The organism is Hydrogenophaga sp. PAMC20947, from assembly GCF_004795855.1.
Lineage (GTDB): Bacteria > Pseudomonadota > Gammaproteobacteria > Burkholderiales > Burkholderiaceae_C > Hydrogenophaga.
In genome coordinates this window covers 1,273,786-1,294,675 of record NZ_CP039252.1, presented here as the reverse complement: position 1 = coordinate 1,294,675, position 20,890 = coordinate 1,273,786, and the positions used below count along the sequence as shown (strand labels likewise).

The following is a 20,890-nucleotide window of genomic DNA, read 5'->3' as shown; positions in this document are numbered from 1 at the left end:
AGTTAGTGTCCAGATTTGCCTTTGCGACGGCGTAAGAAAAAATGAGCATGCCCCAAACTTTTCCGCTCACCGACAGCCCCGATGTGTCGGGCAGTTCGGGTTTCGCGGCGCGCGACGCACTGCTCAAAGCCGGAGCGTTGCAAAACGCCATCCTCAACAGCCCCAATTTTTCGATCATTGCGACCGATGAAAAGGGCATCATCCAGCTCTTCAACGTGGGGGCGGAGCACATGCTGGGTTACAGCGCCAGCGACGTGGTCAACAAAGTAAGCCCGAGTGACATGCACGACCCGGGAGAGGTGCGCGCACGCGCTATGGCGCTCAGCCTGGAACTCGATACGCCAATTGCGCCGGGTTTCGAAGCCCTGGCCTTCAAGGCCTCGCGCGGCATCGAAGACATCTATGAGCTCAACTACCTCCGCAAAGATGGCAGCAGTTTTCCAGCGATTGTGTCCATCATCGCATTGCGCGCTGACCACGCCAACCTGATCGGCTACCTGCTGATCGTCACCGACAATTCGGTGCGCAAGCGCGATGAGCTGTTGCTCAACGAAGCCATGGCCGCGGCCGAAAAAGCCAACCGCGCCAAAACCGATTTCATCTCCAGCATGAGCCACGAGTTGCGCACACCGCTCAACGCCATCCTGGGCTTTGCGCAGTTGGTCGAATCGGGCACCCCCGAGCCCACGGCTATGCAAAAGCGCAGCATCGACCAGATCCTGAAAGCGGGCTGGTACCTGCTGGAGCTGATCAACGAAATCCTGGACCTCACCCTCATCGAGTCCGGCAAACTCGCCCTTTCGGGTGAGCCGGTCTCATTGGCCGAGGTGCTGGGCGAGTGCCGCGCCATGGTGGAGCCGCAGGCGCAGCAGCGCCACATCGGCATGGTGTTCACGCCACTGGAACAACCGCGCCACGTGAAGGCCGACCACACGCGGCTCAAGCAGGTATTGATCAACCTGCTGTTCAACGCCATCAAATACAACAAGGCAGGCGGGCACGTCACGGTGGAGTGCACACTCAGCCCGCCCGACGCGATCCGCATCAGCGTGCGCGATACCGGCGCGGGTCTGACACCGGAGCAGCTGACCCTGCTGTTCCAGCCATTCAACCGGCTCGGCCAGGAGTCGGGCACCGAAGAAGGCACGGGCATCGGCCTGGTGGTGACACAACGCCTGGTGCGACTGATGGGCGGTGAGATTGGTGTCGACAGCACGCCCGGCGTGGGCAGCGTGTTCTGGGTCCAGTTGCCCCTGACCGAGGTACCCCGGTTCGCGGCTATTGAATCTGGGTCCACCGACCCCGAGCACATCGAAAACGATCCAGGCTCGCCACTGCAAACACTGCTGTACGTGGAAGACAACCCGGCCAATCTGGAGCTGGTGGAGCAGATCATCGGCCGGCACGCTGATCTGCGCCTGCTCGGCGCTGCAGATGCGAGCCTGGGCATCGAATTCGCTCGCGTGTACCAACCCAAGGTCATCCTGATGGACATCAACCTGCCGGGCATCAGCGGCATCGAGGCCATGGCGATACTGCGCGCCGACACCCGTACCGCACACATCCCCATCATCGCACTGAGCGCAAATGCCGTTCCGCGCGACGTCCAGACAGGCCTGGACGCGGGCTTCTTCAACTACCTCACCAAGCCGATCAAGGTCAACGAACTCATGAACGCGCTGGCCGCGGCCCTGAGCTTTTCGCGAACCCTCAGCGGCGCAGCCACCCACGAGGAATCAGCATGACCATCACCGCCCAAGACGTGCTCAACGCACGCATCCTCATCGTTGACGACCAGCCCGCCAATGTGGAACTGCTCGAAGACATGCTTCACCAGGCGGGCTACCTGAGCGTGTTCAGCACCACGAACCCAAACACCGTGGCGGCGATGCACCAGCAGACACCTTACGACCTGATCCTGCTCGATCTGCAGATGCCCGGCATGGACGGCTTCCAGGTGATGGAGAGCCTGAACGCCGCCGCCACCGGGGACTACGTGCCGGTATTGGTGGTCACGGCGCAACCGGACCACAAGCTGCGAGCCCTGCAGGCCGGTGCCAAAGACTTCGTGAGCAAGCCCTTTGATTTGGTTGAAGTGCAGACGCGCATCCGCAACCTGATCGAAGTGCGCCTGCTGCACCAGCGACTGGCCAAACACAATCTGTTCCTGGAACAGGTGGTGCTGGAACGCACCACTGAGTTGCGCGAGAGCGAAGCGCGCTACCGGGCGCTGACCGAACTGTCCACCGATTGGTATTGGGAGCAAGACAGCGAGGGGCACTTCACCAAAGTGTCGGGGCCAGTACTGGAGATGCTGGGGCTGCCAGGACCGACCGATGAAGACGGGGCCGGCCCGCCATCCGACAGCCAGGGTTGGAACGAAACCGAACGCCAGATGCTGCAGGCCCGAATCGCGGCGCGCAGCCCGTTCCTCGACGTGGTAATCAACCGGGTGTTGCCCGATGGCACACCCCGGCAATACCGGGTGAGCGGAACGCCCATGTTCGACACCCGCTGCACACTCACGGGCTACCGGGGTTTCGGCGTCGAGATAATCCCGTTGCCGATCGCCTGAGCGGTGATGCCCAAGCCCCACCAGGCGGCCGGTGCCGCCCCTTTGGTGGGGGTAGCGCAAAGCGCTGCGAGGGAATTCAGTCCCGAGGCTCGCCATCAGCTCCCCCATTGGGCGCCGACGGCTGTGGCGCCACCGCTTCGCGCTCGAGCCAACAACGCCGCGCGGTCGGGCCCATGACGGCACCCATCGACAACGACACCAGGAAATCAATCAACAAGGCGCTGAGCAGCGTGGGTGCACCCATCAGTGCGACGGGACCGTGTGGTGTTCGAGGTGTCAGGCCTCGTACGGCCTGCAGGCCATGCAGGACAAAGCCGTGCAACGCGTATTTGATGGCGATCCGGGCCAGCAACTCGGGATCTATCGATCACCAGACATAACGTGTTCTGTATGTGCGTTGCCGAACATACAGCGCAAGTGGATACGCCTAAACTGGATCTAATTGACACATTGCTGTCCAATGGACGTGCATCGCCCCAACTTCCCAACTCTCCGATTCGAGATCATCTATGGGAACCTCCCTCAAACTATCGCCTGACCAGACGGCCAACCAGCTGTTGGCCGCCATGCCCACGCCAGCGTGGCTGCGCATCGGGCACTTGCTGGAAGCGGTGGACCTGCCACTGGGACAAGTGCTGTACGAATCCGGTGGCATTATGAGCCACGTGTATTTCCCTATCAATGCAATCGTTTCCCTCCTGTACGTGATGGAAGACGGCGCCTCGGCGGAAATCGCCGTGGTGGGCAACGAGGGCCTGGTGGGCATAGCGCTTTTTATGGGCGGCGAAACCACACCGAGCCGCGCCGTAGTGCAAAGCGCTGGCAAGGGTTACCGCTTGCGCGCGGCCGACATCAAGGAAGAGTTTGGCCGATCTGGCCCGGTGCTGCACCTGTTGCTGCGCTACACCCAGGCGCTCATCACGCAGATGGCCCAGACCGCCGTGTGCAACCGCCACCATTCGCTGGACCAGCAGCTCTGCCGCTGGCTGCTGCTGAGCCTGGACCGGTTGAGCGGCAACGAGCTGGTGATGACGCAAGAACTGATCGCCAACATGTTGGGCGTGCGCCGCGAAGGCGTGACCGAAGCGGCGCTCAAGCTGCAAAAGCTCGACCTGATCAAGTACGCGCGTGGCCATATCACGGTGCTCGACCGCGTTGGGCTGGAAGCGCGCGTCTGCGAGTGCTACGCAGTGGTGAAGACCGAATACGACCGATTGCTGCCCGACAAACTGGCTGCTTAGGGATGGCGCCAGGAGCCTGCGCGGCAGAAGGAACATCGGTTGCAACCCGCGAGAAACCGGTCTCGCACGGTACGACCTCCTGCGCCCATGGGGGCACCCTGGGTTTCTCGGTATCACCACGCGATCCTCGGTTTTCGTGAGTTTCGCTGCGATGCCATGTGCGCTGCCGCACAGTCATTGCGCTGGCCATGCACCACACTAGAGCTCGGATGGTCGCGTGCACGGGTGCGGGTCGCCGTTCAGACGTCACCCCTATTGGGTGCTGCTGAACACCCAATGAAAAAGCTCTCTAAATGCCACAAGCCGAAAACGATCTGATTCAGCAACTGCCCCAGGCAGCGCGCAAGCGCCTACTGGACCAGTGTGAGCCATTTGACTTGGAGCTGTCCGCCGAGCTCAGCGTGCGCGGACAGCCGCTCAGTCACGCCCACTTCCCGCTTGAGGGCTTTATTTCGCTGGTAATCGATGTGGACGACTACCCCGCGCTGGAAGTGGGCATGGTGGGGCGTGAATCCATGCTGGGCTCGGAGTTGGTGCTGGGCCTGGCCAAGACGCCATGGCGTGCGCTGGTCCAGGGCGCAGGAAAAAGCTGGCGCATAGAAGCCGAGGCTCTGCGAAAGGAATGCATCGCCAGCCCTGAGCTGCGCCAAGTGATGAAAACCAGTTTGCTGGTGAGGCTGCACCAGCAGACCCTGGCCTCGGCCTGTGAGCGCTTCCACATGCTTGGCCCGCGTCTGGCGCGTTGGCTGCTGATGAGCCAGGACCGCGCACAGGCCGACTGTTTTCACGTCACACAGGAATTCATGGCGCTGATGCTTGGTGTACGGCGCGTGGGCGTGACGGAGGCTGCGGGTGAGTTCCAGCAAAACGGCCTGATCAAATACCACCGAGGCGAACTCACCGTGCTGGACCGCTCGGCGCTGGAGGCGCAGGCTTGCAGCTGCTACGCCGCAGACAAGCTGCTCTACAAAGAGCTGACCGAAGTCCAGCAATAGCCGTTGCCTTGCGCGCCGCCCCGAGGCCGGTAGTCGCCCCCAGGGCGGGCAGAGCGGAGCCTGTATCCCTCAGGTTGTTTCGGCCTTGGCCTCCCATTCCATGAGTTGTGTCCAGTTGCCTTGAATGGTGTCCCAGTTCATGTGAGTCCTTTGGTTGGGGCGAATACCGGCGCTCACCCTGCCGCGTTTGTAAGACCAGCGAACGCCAGCGTCAGTGCGCTATCGAACGTTGACTCCCGCTGCTGGGGTTCTCTGTGACGGGGATCGTCCATTTATTCGCCTGTGTGCGCCAGCGCACTGACACCGTAACCCGGCTCCCGCAAGCTGCACCCGTGGGATCCAGCGCCTATGTCCATGACCACCGGTCAGCCTGGTCGCTGCGGACCATCCGCGCTGGATTTCCACACCCATTTTTGACTGCTCTGGAAACATACGCGAAAACACCGCCCAAACACCGGACAGAAGGATCACCAAGATCCCGCAGGCGCAACGTTGATGCCACAGCACGCGCACCCAAAGTCAGGCGTCTGGTGTTGCAGGCCGTGTTGCTGGGCACCTTGGACTGAACGCTTGGTGGGCGCTCGCCCTTCGGCGGGCCCGGCCGTTCCACACCTGTTCTCAATTGTTCCGCATTCGGGTTTCGAACCCTTGGCGTGTGACCATGCGCCGAAGTTTCCAACTTCGCCTCGAAAACCGCGTCAAGGAGCGGTCAATCCGTCGGAATACCGACCCCCGCCTCCCCTGCTCCCTGCAACAGCCATCGCAGTGGCACCAGCAGGAACTGCAAGCATTGCACCGGCTGCCTTCTTCGGGCTTTCCGTCATGATTCTTGGGCAGTCGCAGGGGAAAACGGACGATCCTCACGCAGACCGGCTGTAGACGATGGCGGCGTGGGTGATGTGCGCCGCCAGGAGTCCGATACAGACAAGAAGATACATCCACCAGCGATAGAAGTGACCCCAAAAGAGGCGCTTGCCCAGCACCGCAAGGCTGGGGAGCCACAGAATCGGCGTGTACGCAGGGGCAAGTGAACCCAGAATACTTGACGACCAAGCGCTATGGGGCCAATACATCAAGGCCAACCAACTGGCGAAATAGACAAGCGTCCCCAGCACGAACACCAGCAAAGCGCGCCGTTCTGATTTTTTCGCAATGCAAAGCGGCATCGCGAAGGGAAGACCGAACACCAAAGCCCGGAGCAAGTTCTCGATCAACCCCAATGGGCGAGGAATGTCCCGCCAGAACTCTGACATCGCGGCCGGGGGCATCAGCTTGCTGGTGAACGCCAGGTTCCATGCAATGGCGGGTATCAGGAGCAACCCGCAGCTGAGTGCACAGTGGAGGAACCTGGAGCTTGTGTCTTCTCCTGTGACCGGACCTTGCCAAATCTCACGCATTTTGTCTCCTAGGCGGCATGGTCAGATTCAATTTCGTGTCGGCCCATCACCCCCGCCACCGCTTCGACAACCCAAAAACAAGAGGCAACAGCGCCACGAACACCAAGGCCTCCAGCGTGGTGAAAAGCGCCAACCCGGATGCGCCCGCCGCAGTCGTGATTTGAAAGACATTGAGTGCGATATTCTGAAATGCGTGCGCAAAAATGCCGACCCACAAGCTGCGGAACCAGATGAAAAAGCACCCCCATGCAAAACCCATCATCGTTGCGACAAGCATGTAGCCCGCACCATAAGACATTGCGGCACCGAGCGCCATTTCTCCATCGTAGAACGCGCGGAGTGGCCAAACGATGTGCCAAAGTCCAAACAGCAAGGCCTGAACCACGTTGGCCCGCATTCGGGACATCGTCACAACCAGATGGGTCAGCAGCAGGCCTCGAAACAGGCTTTCCTCCATTGTTGCGTTGACCAGATTGAACACCAAAATTCTTGTAAATGGCAGGAAGCCGTTTTGTCCTTCAGCTTGCTGGGCAAGGGTGAAACCTTGAATACCCACAGAAAAATTCGGATCTGCTCCCTGCGCCCTGAGAAAGAGGAACTGGACCAGGAAAGTTGCGGCCATGACCGCGGCAGTCAGCCCGAAGCCGATCCAGATCACCGAAGTGAAAGAGGTTTTTCGAAAACCGATTCGATCGAGCCCATGGCCTGACCAGATGGCATAAGCGATCACGATGGAAAGGCCCACCACCTTGGAAAGGATGAGTTCGCCGAACCACTCGTCTGATCGAATAAGAAACACGTCTGCTATTCGCAGACCAAAACACAGCGCAAGGATCAACATGGCAGTTCGTGCGAACAGGGTCGAATCCCTGTTTTCGAATCTATCCGAAACGGGCCTCATGGTGAGAGGGGTCCAGGCCCCCCGGCTGGCTCCGCACCATGCGCCGCTCCCTTTCATCCCGCCGGCGGTCAGCATCGCGTCTGAGCAAAGCCAGCACGGTGAACCCACTGACGAGCAGCGGCCAATCCTGGGGCGTCGCCAACAAGAAGGCCGCGCTGCCGCCAATCAGTGACCAGACCACCGGGATCACCAGCAGGCGCCGAGGTACCGATTCGGTGGTCAGCAGAAACAGCCCGAACGTAAAGATCGTGACGGGGCATGGCGTGATGCCGAACATCGGTATGGCCGGGTAGCCGTGCCCGAGCACCTGGCCCAGCAACGGATAGGCGATGCTGGCCCAGGCCACCAGTGCCCAGCCCAACCAGGCGGTCCAGCCCTTGGGCTGGCCAAAGGCGAGGCGTCCCCGCAGCACACCCGCTTCGATAAACAGCAGGCCCTGGATGACGAACAGGACCGCAAAGCCCCAGGCCCCGTTGCTGATGGCCGAGAAGCTCATGCCGTGGTAGGCAACACCTGTCCACAGCCACATCGCGGCCAGCCCGCCCGCGACCACCCGGCTGCGCTGCGCCGAGGGTCGAATCACCAGCACCGACATCACCAACGCCAATCCATATGCCCACACATGAATGGGCCACACCGCCTCGTTGTAGGTGACAAAAACGGCCAGAAACTGCTCACGGGTGAAAGGCAACATGCGGTCACTCCATCTTTATGTGCTGCGAAGCCCTAAGCGGGCGCCACAAACTTGTTGAACAATTTTCCGCCACAGCACAACAGCGCTGCGGCCGTCAGGACCAACATGCCGACGACGAGCTGAAACGGCCGCAGATTGCTGCCATCCGGGAGCAACATCACCGGGATGATCAAGGACCAGGCATTCACTGCGGTGTGCAACACCAGCACCGGAATGACGCTGCCCCCGCTGCGGTTGTACAACCACGCAAACAGCACCGAGGCGGCGATGGCGCTGAGCGCGAACAGGCCCCCTGGCAAGAGGCTCTGCACCGTGCCCGGGCTGTAAAACAGCGGCAGGTGCCAGATTGCCCAGACCACGCCCAACAACAAACTGGCAACCCGCCATCCCCACCGCGCCTGCAAGGCCGGCAAGGCGTATCCGCGCCAGCCGAACTCTTCTCCCACCGGGCCGCCTGCCAGGAAAACGAGCAGGAAGTTCGCTGCCGCCATCCCCACGTGACCCGCGGCCCTTGAAGGAGGCAAGGTGCCACCCAGGACGACGTGGGCGGCGGCGGCCAGCCCCATGATGACCACGGGAAATGCAAAGGCCAGTACGAACCAGTGCCAACGCAAACGCCACCGCATGCACCTCAGCAGCCAGCGGCGCAGGCCAGCCATGCCGGCTCCGTAGGCGACCAGGACCACCGCCGCGAGGCTCGGTCCAAAGCCGCCCGCCAACGCCAGCGTTGTGGCCGCAACGGGCGAGTCCACCTGCAGCGCCGGCGCGAGCAACCAGCATGCCCAGGACCAGGCGAAAGCCAGGGCGAAAAACATGATCAGGGACGCTGCGGAGGGGGTCTCGCCGTGGTACGCCACAGGCTCGCCGATCACGACCGAACTGGTTGATGAAGGCATCCGCCGCGTCATGGCCGGCCCGATGGCAAGTGCCGCCAGGCGATGGCCGCGTGCACCAAGTCATCGTGCCCGACCCACGTGTGCCTGCCCTGCTCGAACCCAGTGAACTGCGCGCTGGCGTAGGTGCCGCATCGGTCGTCACGCGCGCTGATGCGCAGCGTTGGCACACAGTTGGCCTCCAATGGCGATGGCGACAGGTGCTTGCAGGCGGCCGTGTCGTTGCGCATACCCTCGGCGCGCAGCGACACTGGAGGACTAAGCTCGAGCGTGGCGTCCGCCCTCGCCCGCTTTTGCAGGCGGGGGCTCATGGCACCTCGATGCGGTCGCCGCGCACGGGAAAGTGGCCCTTGAACTGAAGGGGCCGTGGATCGCCACCCAGCGGCGCATCGGTCGAGCCTGGACCTTGCGCGTGAATGTGCAGGTGCGGCTCGCCGGTGTTGCCTGAATTGCCCACCGATCCGAGCCAGTCACCGACGGCGACCTGAGCCCCTGCATGGACCCGAACGCTGCCAGGCTGCAGGTGGCCGAGCAGTACGTCCGCCTGGTCACAGCGCAGCATCACATGGTTGCCGGCCAGGTGCTCGCGGTCCGCTTCAGGCACCCACATGTCGGGCAGTCCGTCCACGGCGATGAGCACCTGGCCTGCGCAAGGCGCCCACACGCGCGCGCCGTAGATGACATAGGCGCTGGGGTCTGCAGGCTGTACACCACGGGCACGCAGCCCAAACCCGTCCAGCGCCACGAGATCGACACCATAGGATTGCCCGCGCCAGGTGCGGTAACGAGGCACTCCGGCGTTGAGCGTTTCAAGGTGCGCATTGGTGCTGATGCTGCTGCCACCATTGACGACGAGATAGCGACCCGGCTCCAGCGGGAAGGCCAGGTTCACGGCGCCCGCCACCGGGTTGCTTCGGCTTTGCCATGCGGTGAACGTTCCGTAGGTCGACAGGCAGCCCAGCGCCAAGAAAAGACCCCCCACGATCCACGCTCCGCCTGTTGCCGGCACCGCAGACGCAATGGGTTGGATGCGGCGCCAACCCAGCCACGTCGCCACCGCTAGGGCCGCAGCAAACACGAAGGGCGCCCACCACGGCGGCAACAGCCAGATGCCCAGCAAAGCCATGGCGGCCAGCGCCGCGACGCTGCCGAAAACCTGCACCACGAAACCCAGACCACTGCGCGCAGGCGCCCACACCAGCCAGCCGATCAAGATCAGTGGCGCTGCGAACTGAAGCGCGTACAGCCAAGTCATGGTGCCGTCCGGTCTGGAGTGTGACTCACGACGAGAACTCGTAGACCATCGACGTCAGGTTGCCGATGAAGTAGGGCCTGCGTCCCTCTGGCCGCAAGTAGGCGGCTTCGCTGCGGGCCGGCACCATCATTCCGCCATGCAACTGGTAGCTGGACACGCGGCCCTCCCAAGGCAACATGACCATGTCCTTGCCCACCCCGACGCCACGCGCATCGGCGTGCACCGACGTGATCAGCCCGGTCTCGTCGAACCTGAACAGCAAGGTCAAGGTGATCGGACCATCCTCCAGCGTGGCCTTCGCCGAGCTGTCGTCCACTGCCTCCCAGCGCACGCCCTGGCTGGGAAGCAGCGCGGTCGGATACCAAATTGCCTCGGCGAAGTAGCGCATCAGTTCGCCGCGGGCAATCTCGCCGCCGCCCTGCACCTCGGCCACGGTGAAGAGCCCCAGCATCGCCGCGTGTAGCCTGCCCTCGCCTGCGATGTAGCTGTCGTGGACGTGCGCGACCAAGCCGGGCAGCATGACCACCCGACCGTTCCACAGAAAGCCCGGGCGGCGGGTGACTGCACGCTGTGTCGAGGTGAAGTTTTTCCACTGCTCTCCAGTGGCCGACATGTTGAACGTGCCAGCGAAATCGAAAGTGGCGGCGGAGATGAAGGGCTGTCCGTCCTTCAGCACTGCGCGGAAGTACCGCTGGACTGGCGTGGGCAGCCCGTCGAGTTCGCGGGCGTCGTAAACCTTGTTCATGCCGGCAGGCGCCGGCACTCTGGCCGCTTCGAGCAGCGCCATCTGCACCTGTGTGGTGCCAGCCCAGCGTGAGCTTCCGAAAGCTGCCAGCCCCGCAACAACGGCCACCATGCCGCCGATACCAAAAACCGTCCATCCAATCCAGTTCATGCCGCTTCTCCGTTGATTGGCACATTGCGCTCGGAGACGAACACCGCGATCGCCGCCGAGCAGCGAAACTGCCGTGCGTATGTTTGATTTTCGGAGGCTGGCGAAGAAAACAGGTTCATCATCCGGGTGCCCAGCCACCGCGGCAGCGGGGAGTTGCCCGCCGCACAACCCAGCGAGACATAAACATGATCATCATCGGGGTCGACGATTGGGCCGCGGCGCTCGAGATCCGGAGCAATGGAGATCGACTTCTCGGCGATCTGGAAACCCCAGCATGGCGTGTTGTGGCTCGAAGGTGCCAGGATGGCCTGGCGAACCAAGCCACACACCGGGGAAGTGGCTCTTCGGAATGAGGCACTCCCGGCTCTCGCCGTGCGGGAGCAGCCTTCTGCGCGGCGTCACTCGAAGAACAGGCCGTCACCGCTGGCGCGGCAGAAACGCCAGCAGCCGCCAGCAGCTGTCTCTTGCACGGGCTCTGGATCGAAATCATGGGACGTTCATTCGCAACTCGCATGCACCGACTTTGCCCGTTTTTTTGAACCCAGTCTGTTCGTCTTCGCACACAGCGGATGATTTGCACAGTAGCACGCTCGCAACTGGATTCAGAGGGGATCCGCCTCATTGCGGACATGCGCCGGAGTCGGATCCTGGCCGATGCCAGGCGTACATCTGACAGGAATGTTCACCCAAACTGTTGACGACATCAATGGTCAAGAGCAGCGGGTGAGGCCCAGCAGAGTTGGCCGAAAAACCTACCAGCGAGAGGCACACACCGTGCTGCACCGCACATCGCTGGAAGCGCAGGCTTTCAGCGGCTTTGCTGCGGAAGTGGTGCTGCACGAGCGGTGGCTGGAAGATCCTCTCGAAAAAAACTTGTCACGATTTCGCGGGTTGATGCGACCAAGGTAGGGACAACACTGCACATCGCAGCGTTGCACCACCCCCTAAGGAACCATCATGAAATCGCTTGTTATTGCCACCCTCCTCGCTTCCACCGCTTTCGCAGCATCCGCCATGCCGGGCAACGGCAACGGCGAGATTTACGGCTTCGACAAAGCGCCCTCCGGCCCCTCCAGGACCCGCGCTGAAGTCGTCGCCGAGCTGCGCGAAGCCCAGGCCACCGGTACCATCCGTTATGGCAACGTCGACCTCAAGCGCCACAACGCCCGCCTGACACCGTCCAACAGCCAGCTGACCCGCGCAGAGGTTCGAGAGGATGTGGCAGAGCTGGCCGCCGAAGGTGAGCTGTTCCAGAACAACAACAGCCACGGCGGCGCCCAACGCTTCTGAGCAGATGCGTCTACATGAACGCCACTGCCCCTTCACCCCAGTCGCAGCCCAATCCCGGGCCTCGCGACTGGCCTTAAACAGAAATCAATCTGCCACCCGCAGCGATTGATGCATGAAGTGGACGTTGACGCTCACTGATATTGCACATGTGGCACATCCCCTCCCCCAAGCTTTCGAGCTCGCGCGAGTCGCAGCTGTTGGGTGGAAAGCACTCTCTTTCTCTTTCTCTCTCGCACATCCAGAGCAGCTAAGTCTCTCGGGCCCCTCAGTTGAGGTAGGCCTGCCTTCAGATCGTCACAGCTTGGCCCCGCCTGCGCTGCAAATTTGACAGGATCGGCCCACGACCCAAGCAAGTCGCTGGGTCAGCTTTCGGCTTCGCACCAGAAGGCTCCGGCGAAGGTGACCATGGCGGTCTTCCGGCGGTCTGCGAATCCACGACCACCCTATAGCGCCCCGGCCAAGGCAGTGTCTCGCGCTGGGGATCCGGTACCCAAAGCGCCTCGCAGCTGAAATGCTGCTTCTGATCATTGCGCCGCCAACCAACAGGCAAAACAACCTCTGCCTGCGGTGGCCTGCTATCTGGCTCATCTGACCAGGGCCACCTGGTTAAAGACATTCACGGAGACGCAGCTCCATCCAGCCGGTCCATGTCATGGACCTCACGATCGCGGGCTGTTCCCCCATCCAGCACGATGGTTTTTCGATCACCGTCGTAGTCGGCCACGACGAACCGGCGTTCCCGCAAATGGCCATGGGTTGCTGGAAACAAGGCGAACACCTGACTGCCTGCGTGCAGAGCATCCACGACAGCGGCAACGGCCACGATGACTTCCGAGGTTGCCCAGTCGTTTTTGGCCGGGTCCACCCGACCCCAGAGCACGTCGGTGATACGCCCGCCGGTGTCTAAACGAACTTTGGATACTGCGAATGTCAGCCTCTGGGCGCCTTCATGGTGTGGAGCCCGGTGTTCGCTCGCAGGGCGGGCTGGAGCCGCCATGCCTGCGTCGGTGCGTGCCTGCGAATCAATCGCGTTTGGGGTCTTGCCAGATCGGTCATCGAGTTTTTGCAGGTCGGTGACATTGCGCCCAGATAAGGGTGCACCGTCAAAGGCAATGCACTCCCGGCCATCGGTGTGCTTGACAACCACAAAGGGGCGATCCGGAACGCGTTCGCTGGATGGAAACACGCCCGCGACCTCGGCACCATCGTGGATGGCGTCCACGACCTCAGCGGCCGTTGCCAGCACACGGGGGCCCACGTTCCGATCCGTGCCGGTATCCACTTCAGCCCAGAGCACATCACTGACATGCCCGTCGGGGCCGATGCGGACCTTCGACACCTCGAAATATCGACCGTTCTCACCCGCCATCGGACGGGCACGTTCACCTTGGTAGGTCATGACGCAGGCTCCTCATCAAATTCAACAACGCTGCCGATTTGGCAACGGCAGCACAAAAATTCAAAGACATGGCGAATGCATGGCCATGTCTTCGTCGGTCCGCGCGGGGAGGCTCGGCCTTGCCTGGCTCAGCTGAGGCAGCAGCGCTTGCATGGCTCTCGTCAGAGTCACGAATACGGGCAGATCTGAGCCACCTTCCCCAATACTGGGGTAGTTTGCTCGACTGGACAAGGAAAAGACGCGCGGCAAATTCATGGGCGAGTTTGTGTGCAAGGCGCTGCTGGCGTCTGTTCGCTGCCGCACTCAGCACGCCTCCTTCTGCAACAGGCTCGCGCGGAGCAGGGCAAGGTCGACGCCCTATGGCTTTGCTTTTCACGCGCGCAGCGCTCGGCGCGCCGAGCTGGGAACTCAGGTCGTTGTTGTTCCGCTCAACCGAATGGACAGCGCGGATTTTGGCCACTGTTGCCTTGGCTGTTCAGGCCGGACTGTGTGCGTTGGCGCACGGTGTCAGTCAGCGCTTTCAGCGAGGATGCGTTCAGGTGGCCTTTCTCTGATCGCTCTGCCACCCAACCCCAATCAGAAAGATCCACTCATGACAGCAATCAAGAACGTCACCGTGCTCGGTACCGGCGTGCTCGGTTCGCAAATTGCGTTCCAGACAGCGTTCCATGGCTTCTCCGTGGTCGCGTACGACATCAATGCAGAGGTCATTGAGCAAGCGAAGGCACGGTTCACTGGATTGGCGCAGACCTACATCGACGAGCAGGTTGCCGGTGCGGCCGATGGCGGCTCAGCAGCGGCGCTCTCCAACATCAGCTATTCGTTCGAACTCGGCGATGCGGTCAAAGATGCCGATCTCGTGATCGAGGTCGTGCCAGAGAGCCTGGAAATCAAGCGCGCCGTTTACACCGAATTGGCGAAGCTTGCGCCCCCCAAGACGATCTTTGCGACAAACTCTTCGACCTTGCTGCCCAGTGCGATGAAAGACTTTACCGGTCGCCCCGACCGTTTCATCGCGTTGCACTACGCCAACCGGGTCTGGTCGCACAACACCGCAGAGATCATGGGAACACCGGACACCGCCCCGGCCGTCTTCCAGACCATCGTCGACTTCGCGAAAGCCACAGGCATGGTTCCGATCGAGATCAAGAAAGAGCATGCGGGCTACATACTGAACTCGCTGCTCGTTCCGTTGCTCAACGCGGCGAGCGACCTTCTCGTGGACGGCATCGCTGAGCCAGCCATGGTAGACAAGACTTGGCGCATCGCCACTGGCGCGCCATTGGGCCCGTTCCAGATCTTTGACATCGTTGGCCTCAAGACGGCCTACAACATTTCTCAAATGAACCCGGATCCGAAAAAACAGGCATTTTCGAAGTTGCTCAAAGATCGCTATATCGATAAAGGCAAGCTCGGTGCATCAACCGGTGAGGGTTTTTACAGCTACCCAGAAAAGCAGCTCACCCACCAAGCGCCAGGTGACTGAAGCGGAGCGTTGCTGCGCCACAGCGTGCGAGACACGGCGAAGCCAAAGGCAAGACTGCCCGTTACAAGCCTCGAAGTCCGTGCGCTGCCGAACAAACTGCAGCGGCGACGTGATCTGGATTGCACCTGGCAGTACCTTGGTGGCTTGAAGATGCCGCACCTGAGCCCAATGCATTGCTCGAACACCGCAGCACACTTTCTTCTGCCAGATGCCCAGGAGCCTGGAGCCATCGCTCAGCCGCTCCGATGCCCACAGTCTGATGCCCTGCGGCAATTTGAAGGTCGTGCCGCTGAGCGAGATTGCGGTCGATGGCAAGGTGTTGCTCAAGCCTGGCGGAACGGTCCAGGCCGCAAGCGCGCTGTTCGCGTGGGGAGTGACCGACAATACTGGTTTCCCGACGTGCAGCGATCATGCGATCGGGCAAGCTGTTGTGGCTGAGCGGCGAGCCACTTGGGCCCTCGGCCGGGAGGGCAGCGATGTCGTGCCGAGCCAAATTGACACGCCCTCCCGAAAAAGTCCACAAAGGATGAGATGAAGGTTCGGACGAAACTGTTCTCAGGCGCCCTGCTGGTGGGTTTTCTTGCCTGCGTGTATTGGATATTGCGTGAGACGGATACGCTGACGACGATCCTGGACACCAATGCACTCCATGCACGGGTTGTTCAGCTGGGCGCGTGGGGTCCGGCCGCAATCATCGCACTGATGATGCTGGCGATATTGGTCAGTCCGATCCCGAGCGCACCCATCGCTCTGGCTGCCGGCGCCGCCTATGGTCACAGCTGGGGCACCCTGTACGTTTTGCTGGGCGCGGAAGCCGGCGCGGTGGCTGCGTTCGCAGTGACCCGTTTCGTGGGCTACGAAAGCGTCCATCGTTGGTTCGGAGATCGACTGTCTATTGGGTTGATCGGATCCCAGAACGTGCTGATGGGAATCGTTTTTGTCAGCCGAATCCTTCCGTTCATTTCGTTTGATATCGTCAGCTATGCCGCTGGACTCACGGTCCTGTCGTTCTGGCGCTTCGCTATCGCGACCCTCGCAGGCATCGCGCCGACAAGTTTTCTTCTGGCTCACTTCGGCAGCGAGATGGGGACGGGGCAAACCGACAAAGTCCTGGTTTCAGTGTTGGCGCTGGGCGGCCTGACCTTGATCCCGGTCGGGGTGAAACTGTATCGAGATTGGCGTGCCAGGCGACGTCTCGAACGCCATGAGCAGTGACTTCACGCCTTGAGCCGATGCGCAGGTCCAAGTCCAAGATCAGGGGTACGCCCAGGTCGCGGCCCATTTCCCCTCTGCCATCCTGGGGCGTGTCAATGGCTAAACGGCGCCTGCAAACACGGCACCGTCTCTGGCCGATGAGATGCACCGCCAAGCAGGCGACCCAGCTCCTTTTTAACCACGCCGTAGCATTCGCAGGCGCACGTCTGGAGCCCCTTTGGGTCAACGACGCTGATGTGCCCGCGCCTGTAGCGGATGTAGCCCATCTGCAGCAGGTTGCCTGCAGCCGCGGTGACGCTTTCGCGGCGCACACCCAGAATGCCAGCCACCAATTCCTGCGTCATCACCAGTTCGCGCGGCGGCCCGCGGTCCAGCGTCAGGAGCAGCCAGCGGCTGAGTTGCTGCTCAACGGAGTGGTGGCGATTGCAGACCGCGGTCTGCGAGACCTGGGTGATGAGGGCCAGGGTGTAGCGCAACAGCAAGCCTTGCAAAGAGCCTGCGCCGTCGAATGCCTGGCGCAGGCGGTGGCGGTCCAGGCGGTAGCCATGACCCGCGGTCTGGACGACGGCCGAGCTGGGCGTCGTGTCACCGCCCATGAAGAGCGAAATGCCGACCATGCCCTCGTTGCCGACGCCTGCTGACTCAGCCGCTGCTCCGGACACGGTCACGTAATAGAGCGAGACCACTGCGGTGGTGGGGAAACAGGCATGCTGCAGTTGCTCGCCGGGCTCGTAGATCATGTCGCCGAGGGCCAGCGTCATGGGTTCGAGGTACTGGGCCAGAGCCTCGTACTCCGCTTGGGGCAGCGCGGCGAGCAGGTGGTTCTGGCTCGGGCTGTGAGGGCGAGAGGGCAGCGCGGTCTGCATTAGCGTATGCCCATGGCCGGCGGGTTCATCTCAACGCCAACGCCACGGTAACCGATGAATTTGCAAGACTGCGTGAACATGGGTTCGCCGCTAACGCGGTAGTGCGTCACTTCGCCGTTGTGATCGACTCGGCTGATGGCGAAATCGAGGAAGGGTTGGCGGGCCGCGATGGTCGCGAGCAAGGTACCGCGTTCGGCCTCATTCCAGCCGCCTACATATGCGCTCGGTCCAGAGCTGTCCAGCGCGGGTGTGCACAGACCCAGCATCTCCAGCACTGGCCCGGTGACGTTCGTGAAATTGTCGTCCTTGTCCTGCTCCCAGTGCCAATCAGAGGCCAGCGCAGTCAGGCTGCGGTATCGGGCTTCACTTTCACGGAGCTCGGCAGTGCGCTCCAGCACCGCCTGCTCCAGCACCTCATTGTGGGCTTCAAGCCGGCGGTACAGCAGCCGCACCTCAAGCATGTTTCGGATGCGGGTCTTGATTTCCAACAGGTCGAAGGGCTTGCTGATGAAGTCCTTGGCACCGGCTTGCAGGGCTTGCAATTTGTGCTGGGGCTGGGCTGTGAGCACGATCACCGGCAAATAGCTGTCGCCAGCGCTGGCGGAAAGCTCCGCCATCACCTCGAAGCCGTTCAATCCCGGCATTTGCAGATCGAGCAAGATCAAGTCGTAGTCGTGCTGCTGGTGCAGAGAGCACGCCTGCAGCGGATCCATCGTTGAGGCCACGTTGCTGTACCCGGATTCGCCAAGCATGCGTTCGAGCAGGCGCACGTTGGCCGCCTGGTCGTCCACGATCAGGAGGCGGGCAGCAAGGATGTCGGATTCGGGCAGCTTCATTGGGATTCTCCTGTTGTCTCGGTTTTCTCGGCATGCGCGTAGGCGAGCGCCGCATCGAGCGTGTCCATGAATTCACTCAGCTTGATGGGCTTGGTCATGTAGTGGAAAAACCCTGCCTGCATGCCCTTCTCGATGTCGTGCCGCATGGCATTGGCACTGAGTGCCACCACAGGTATGTGTGCTGTCGCTGCGTCCTCGGACAGGATGCGCAGGGCGGTGATCCCACTGATGCCTGGCAGGTTGATGTCCATCAGGATCACGTCGGGTTGGTGGGTGCGTGCCATTTCGACACCACGCTGGCCATCATGTGCGCTGAGCATGCGAATGTCGGTGCGGCGCTCGAGCAGTCGCTGCACCAGCAACAGATTGGCCGGGTTGTCTTCGACACAAAGCAGCGTTCGCTGCGCGGCGCCGGACATGTCGCTGCGTGCCGGTGCCAGCTGGACATCGGTGGGTTCGGCACCCAGTTGCTGCGCAGCGCAGGAATCGAGCTCGAACCAGAACACGCTGCCCATGCCCACGGTACTGTCCACCCCGACGCGACCGCCCATGAGATCGACCAGTCGCTTACTTGTCACCAGGCCGATGCCCGTCCCGCCTTGAGCGCCCGCCTCTTGCCCGAGGCGGTTGAAGGACTGAAACAACTGTGACAGCTTGTCGGCAGAGAGGCCCTCGCCCGTGTCCTGTACGCTGACCCGCGTGCGGCCCGATCCGTCCTGCACGCAGGACACGTCCACCCTGCCCCGGACCCTGTTGTACTTGATGGCATTGGACAGCAGGTTCAGCAGCACCTGCTTGACGCGGGTACGGTCTGCCATCACGACCCAGCCGCCCTCAGGCACAGGGAAGAAGACCTGAATGCCACTTTTATGTGCTTCCGGGTTGATCATGGCCTCACAGTCTGCAAAAACCTCCCCCAGCGATATCGGTTCAAGCGACAAGGACAGCTTGCCGGATTCGATCAGCGCAAGGTCCAGTATTTCATTGATCAACTCCAGCAAGTACCAGCCGGCTTTCAGAATCTGTTTGATGCTGTCCGCTTGTGCCAGCGTGGGAGGCGGCGTGCCGGTTTCGATGAGCTGCGAAAAACCCAGAATGGCATTCAGCGGCGACCGCAGCTCGTGGCTCATCGACGACAGAAAGTCGGATTTGGCCAGGTTGGCCTCGTCGGCCGCAACCTTGGCATTTTTCAGCTCGAGCAGGCTGTCCTGCAACACCTTGTCGAGGCGCATGCGCTCGGCCTCGGCCTGCTTGCGTCTCGTGACATCTCGGGCGGCAGCGAACACCCCCAGCACGTTCCCCTGCACATCCCTGTAGACAGACGCGTTGTACAGCACGTCGGTCAGGCGACCATTTGCGTGCCGGATGGTGAGCGGGTAGTCGGTCACGGAGCCTTTCAAAAAGGCCTCGAGGTACCCTTCTCGCGCTTTCTCGGGCTCGGTGAAATAGTCGGAGAAATCGGCTCCGATGAGCTTGTCCCGCTGAACACCTGTGACGCTGACCGAGCCCTCGTTGACATCGGTGATCTTGCCCTGCGGGCTGATGGTCACCAGTGGATCAAGCGAAGCCTCGATGAGACTGCGTGCGTACTGTGAAGCCTGCTTCTGCTGGGTCACATCGCGGATGGAACTGGAGATCAGGACACCCGCCTCGGTTTCGAGAGGGCTGAGGCTGACCTCGATGGGAAACTCGGAGCCGTCCTTGCGCCGTCCGCAGAGCTCCAGGCCGGCGCCCATTCCTCGGGCTTTGGGTTCATCGATAAAGCCGTCGCGGTGCTTCAGGTGTTTGGTGTGGAGGCGCTGCGGAATGAGCAACTCGACTTTCTGACCCAGCATTTCATGGCGGTCATAGCCGAAAAGGCGTTCGGTTTTGGCATTGATCAGCACGATCTGGCCTGTGGCGTCCACGACCACCACCCCGTCGGGAGCGGACTCCAGGAAACCACGGAACTTGGCCTCGGTCTTCTTCTGGTTCGTGACATCTCGGGCGGCGGCAAATACACCGAGCACACGGCCCTGCACATCTTTGTAGACGGATGCGTTGTAGAGCACGTCGGTGAGGGCACCGTTTGCATGCCGTATGGTGAGGGGGTAGTCGGTGACGGAGCCTTTCAAGAAGGCCTCGCGGTAACCTTCACGCGCCTTCTCGGGCTCGGTGAAATAGTCGCAAAAATCGGCCCCGATGAGCTTGTCTCGTGCGACACCCGTGGCGCTGACCGAGCCTTCGTTGACGTCGGTGATCTTGCCCAACGGGCTGATGGTCACCAGCGGGTCGAGCGACGCCTCGATGAGGCTGCGCGCATACAGCGCCAAGTCCCTCGCCTTTTCATCAGCCTGCCGCCGCGCGGTGAGATCTGTGCTGATCAGCAGATAACCGATGATGGCGCCGGCGGCGTCTTCCAGTGCCGTCACCGACACCACCGCGGGCATGCGGCTGCCGTCCTTGCGGGTAAAAGTCAGCTCGTAGACATCTTCGATGCCGAACCGCGCCTTGAACACCATCGCTTCGAAGCCCGACGCAATCGGTGTGGACAGCTCGGCGCTCAACACTTGGGCACGCAGCAGCAGCTCGTGGGGGTCGGAAATCTCGGCTGGCGTCATGCGATTGACCACATCCGCAGCGGCATAACCCAACATGCGCTCGGCGCCAGCGTTGAAGATCAGGATCACTCCGTGTTCGTCGGTTGCGATTTGGGAGAAATGGGCGCTGTTGAGGATCGCAGTTTGCAGCGCTTTCTGACGTTGGTCCTCGACAAAATATGGCTCACGATCGGTGGCTTCGGTAGCGGAAGCAGCGTTGTCGGCTCGTTTTTTCATGTGAAGTGTTTGGGTTCGACGAGCAAGGTCACATCGGCATGGAGCAGGCGTACATGCTCACAGTCCTGCGAAGCATGGTGCCGCCCCGCGCCGGCGTCTGTGCGCCAACGCACACAGACCACCCCTGCGGCCATCT

At 61.6% G+C, this 20,890-nt stretch carries 20 protein-coding genes; 7 read left to right on the top strand and 13 right to left on the bottom strand.

What is annotated here, in order from left to right; genetic code table 11:
- Positions 1-47 precede the first annotated feature (47 nt).
- Positions 48-1,745, top strand: a complete 1,698-nt coding sequence (locus E5678_RS05770; RefSeq protein WP_247596925.1) for an ATP-binding protein — start codon at positions 48-50, stop codon at positions 1,743-1,745.
- Positions 1,742-2,575, top strand: coding sequence for a response regulator (locus E5678_RS05765; protein WP_136177635.1), 834 nt, complete (start codon positions 1,742-1,744; stop codon positions 2,573-2,575). Before E5678_RS05770 ends, E5678_RS05765 begins: the two co-directional genes overlap by 4 nt.
- Before the next feature lie 76 nt (positions 2,576-2,651).
- Here E5678_RS05765 and E5678_RS05760 read toward each other — a convergent pair whose 3' ends face one another.
- Positions 2,652-2,927 (bottom strand): hypothetical protein, encoded by a 276-nt coding sequence (locus E5678_RS05760; protein ID WP_136177634.1) that lies wholly within the window; start codon positions 2,925-2,927, stop codon positions 2,652-2,654.
- A gap of 157 nt (positions 2,928-3,084) precedes the next feature.
- Here E5678_RS05760 and E5678_RS05755 point away from each other — a divergent pair, with 157 nt between their 5' ends.
- Both E5678_RS05755 and E5678_RS05750 read left to right on the top strand, forming a co-directional pair.
- Positions 3,085-3,816, top strand: a complete 732-nt coding sequence (locus E5678_RS05755; RefSeq protein WP_136177633.1) for a Crp/Fnr family transcriptional regulator — start codon at positions 3,085-3,087, stop codon at positions 3,814-3,816.
- Between the two features lie 293 nt (positions 3,817-4,109).
- The gene (locus tag E5678_RS05750; protein ID WP_136177632.1) at positions 4,110-4,811 is read left to right on the top strand and encodes a Crp/Fnr family transcriptional regulator; all 702 of its coding nucleotides are present in this window, start codon (positions 4,110-4,112) and stop codon (positions 4,809-4,811) included.
- 860 nt (positions 4,812-5,671) lie between these two features.
- On the opposite strand, the gene E5678_RS05745 is transcribed toward E5678_RS05750, so the two are convergent.
- From E5678_RS05745 to E5678_RS05710, 8 genes are read right to left on the bottom strand one after another with little or no spacing between them, the layout of a single operon-like run.
- Positions 5,672-6,208, bottom strand: coding sequence for a hypothetical protein (locus E5678_RS05745; protein WP_136177631.1), 537 nt, complete (start codon positions 6,206-6,208; stop codon positions 5,672-5,674).
- A 46-nt stretch (positions 6,209-6,254) separates the two neighbouring features.
- Complete coding sequence (locus tag E5678_RS05740; RefSeq protein ID WP_168708496.1) at positions 6,255-7,049, bottom strand: type II CAAX endopeptidase family protein; 795 nt, start codon at positions 7,047-7,049, stop codon at positions 6,255-6,257.
- Positions 7,050-7,089: 40 nt separating this feature from the next.
- Positions 7,090-7,803 carry a DUF6064 family protein gene (locus tag E5678_RS05735; protein WP_210731995.1) on the bottom strand — a complete coding sequence of 238 codons (714 nt, stop codon included), beginning with the start codon at positions 7,801-7,803 and terminating at the stop codon, positions 7,090-7,092.
- Between the two features lie 32 nt (positions 7,804-7,835).
- Positions 7,836-8,699, bottom strand: a complete 864-nt coding sequence (locus E5678_RS05730) for a type II CAAX endopeptidase family protein (protein ID WP_136177629.1) — start codon at positions 8,697-8,699, stop codon at positions 7,836-7,838.
- Positions 8,700-8,707: 8 nt separating this feature from the next.
- Positions 8,708-9,007, bottom strand: a complete 300-nt coding sequence (locus E5678_RS05725; protein WP_136177628.1) for a hypothetical protein — start codon at positions 9,005-9,007, stop codon at positions 8,708-8,710.
- Complete coding sequence (locus E5678_RS05720; protein ID WP_136177627.1) at positions 9,004-9,951, bottom strand: M23 family metallopeptidase; 948 nt, start codon at positions 9,949-9,951, stop codon at positions 9,004-9,006. Before E5678_RS05720 ends, E5678_RS05725 begins: the two co-directional genes overlap by 4 nt.
- 25 nt (positions 9,952-9,976) lie before the next feature.
- Complete coding sequence (locus E5678_RS05715) at positions 9,977-10,846, bottom strand: DUF6544 family protein (RefSeq protein ID WP_136177626.1); 870 nt, start codon at positions 10,844-10,846, stop codon at positions 9,977-9,979.
- Positions 10,843-11,166 carry a hypothetical protein gene (locus E5678_RS05710; RefSeq protein ID WP_136177625.1) on the bottom strand — a complete coding sequence of 108 codons (324 nt, stop codon included), beginning with the start codon at positions 11,164-11,166 and terminating at the stop codon, positions 10,843-10,845. The genes E5678_RS05715 and E5678_RS05710 overlap by 4 nt, the downstream gene beginning before the upstream one ends.
- A 637-nt stretch (positions 11,167-11,803) precedes the next feature.
- Between E5678_RS05710 and E5678_RS05705 the strand changes: the two genes are divergently transcribed.
- The gene (locus E5678_RS05705; RefSeq protein ID WP_136177624.1) at positions 11,804-12,136 is read left to right on the top strand and encodes a DUF4148 domain-containing protein; all 333 of its coding nucleotides are present in this window, start codon (positions 11,804-11,806) and stop codon (positions 12,134-12,136) included.
- Between the two features lie 616 nt (positions 12,137-12,752).
- On the opposite strand, the gene E5678_RS05700 is transcribed toward E5678_RS05705, so the two are convergent.
- Positions 12,753-13,535, bottom strand: a complete 783-nt coding sequence (locus E5678_RS05700) for a hypothetical protein (RefSeq protein ID WP_136177623.1) — start codon at positions 13,533-13,535, stop codon at positions 12,753-12,755.
- A 253-nt stretch (positions 13,536-13,788) separates the two neighbouring features.
- Here E5678_RS05700 and E5678_RS05695 point away from each other — a divergent pair, with 253 nt between their 5' ends.
- Together E5678_RS05695 and E5678_RS05690 are read left to right on the top strand one after the other, a co-directional pair.
- A complete protein-coding gene (locus E5678_RS05695; RefSeq protein ID WP_247596924.1) occupies positions 13,789-15,021 on the top strand; it encodes a 3-hydroxyacyl-CoA dehydrogenase in 1,233 nt (410 codons plus the stop codon).
- A gap of 531 nt (positions 15,022-15,552) precedes the next feature.
- The gene (locus tag E5678_RS05690; RefSeq protein WP_136177622.1) at positions 15,553-16,236 is read left to right on the top strand and encodes a VTT domain-containing protein; all 684 of its coding nucleotides are present in this window, start codon (positions 15,553-15,555) and stop codon (positions 16,234-16,236) included.
- Positions 16,237-16,328: 92 nt separating this feature from the next.
- Here E5678_RS05690 and E5678_RS05685 read toward each other — a convergent pair whose 3' ends face one another.
- From E5678_RS05685 to E5678_RS05675, 3 genes are read right to left on the bottom strand one after another with little or no spacing between them, the layout of a single operon-like run.
- The gene (locus E5678_RS05685) at positions 16,329-17,102 is read right to left on the bottom strand and encodes a Crp/Fnr family transcriptional regulator (RefSeq protein WP_136177621.1); all 774 of its coding nucleotides are present in this window, start codon (positions 17,100-17,102) and stop codon (positions 16,329-16,331) included.
- Positions 17,102-17,938 carry a response regulator gene (locus E5678_RS05680; protein WP_136177620.1) on the bottom strand — a complete coding sequence of 279 codons (837 nt, stop codon included), beginning with the start codon at positions 17,936-17,938 and terminating at the stop codon, positions 17,102-17,104. Before E5678_RS05680 ends, E5678_RS05685 begins: the two co-directional genes overlap by 1 nt.
- Entirely contained in the window at positions 17,935-20,754 is a 2,820-nt protein-coding gene (locus tag E5678_RS05675) for a PAS domain S-box protein (RefSeq protein ID WP_136177619.1), read from the bottom strand. The genes E5678_RS05680 and E5678_RS05675 overlap by 4 nt, the downstream gene beginning before the upstream one ends.
- Between the last annotated feature and the right edge of the window lie 136 nt (positions 20,755-20,890).

Bases quoted from the DNA above. Each gene is read 5' to 3' on its own strand.
- E5678_RS05700 (WP_136177623.1), bottom strand. From the start codon at position 13,535: ATGACCTACCAAGGTGAACGTGCCCGTCCGATGGCGGGTGAGAACGGT.
- E5678_RS05695 (WP_247596924.1), top strand. From the start codon at position 13,789: ATGGGCGAGTTTGTGTGCAAGGCGCTGCTGGCGTCTGTTCGCTGCCGC.
- E5678_RS05675 (WP_136177619.1), bottom strand. From the start codon at position 20,754: ATGAAAAAACGAGCCGACAACGCTGCTTCCGCTACCGAAGCCACCGAT.
- E5678_RS05745 (WP_136177631.1), bottom strand. From the start codon at position 6,208: ATGCGTGAGATTTGGCAAGGTCCGGTCACAGGAGAAGACACAAGCTCC.
- E5678_RS05685 (WP_136177621.1), bottom strand. From the start codon at position 17,102: ATGCAGACCGCGCTGCCCTCTCGCCCTCACAGCCCGAGCCAGAACCAC.
- E5678_RS05720 (WP_136177627.1), bottom strand. From the start codon at position 9,951: ATGACTTGGCTGTACGCGCTTCAGTTCGCAGCGCCACTGATCTTGATC.
- E5678_RS05680 (WP_136177620.1), bottom strand. From the start codon at position 17,938: ATGAAGCTGCCCGAATCCGACATCCTTGCTGCCCGCCTCCTGATCGTG.
- E5678_RS05735 (WP_210731995.1), bottom strand. From the start codon at position 7,803: ATGTTGCCTTTCACCCGTGAGCAGTTTCTGGCCGTTTTTGTCACCTAC.
- E5678_RS05730 (WP_136177629.1), bottom strand. From the start codon at position 8,699: ATGCCTTCATCAACCAGTTCGGTCGTGATCGGCGAGCCTGTGGCGTAC.
- E5678_RS05690 (WP_136177622.1), top strand. From the start codon at position 15,553: ATGAAGGTTCGGACGAAACTGTTCTCAGGCGCCCTGCTGGTGGGTTTT.
- E5678_RS05705 (WP_136177624.1), top strand. From the start codon at position 11,804: ATGAAATCGCTTGTTATTGCCACCCTCCTCGCTTCCACCGCTTTCGCA.
- E5678_RS05765 (WP_136177635.1), top strand. From the start codon at position 1,742: ATGACCATCACCGCCCAAGACGTGCTCAACGCACGCATCCTCATCGTT.
- E5678_RS05770 (WP_247596925.1), top strand. From the start codon at position 48: ATGCCCCAAACTTTTCCGCTCACCGACAGCCCCGATGTGTCGGGCAGT.
- E5678_RS05715 (WP_136177626.1), bottom strand. From the start codon at position 10,846: ATGAACTGGATTGGATGGACGGTTTTTGGTATCGGCGGCATGGTGGCC.
- E5678_RS05755 (WP_136177633.1), top strand. From the start codon at position 3,085: ATGGGAACCTCCCTCAAACTATCGCCTGACCAGACGGCCAACCAGCTG.
- E5678_RS05740 (WP_168708496.1), bottom strand. From the start codon at position 7,049: ATGTTGATCCTTGCGCTGTGTTTTGGTCTGCGAATAGCAGACGTGTTT.
- E5678_RS05725 (WP_136177628.1), bottom strand. From the start codon at position 9,007: ATGAGCCCCCGCCTGCAAAAGCGGGCGAGGGCGGACGCCACGCTCGAG.
- E5678_RS05750 (WP_136177632.1), top strand. From the start codon at position 4,110: ATGCCACAAGCCGAAAACGATCTGATTCAGCAACTGCCCCAGGCAGCG.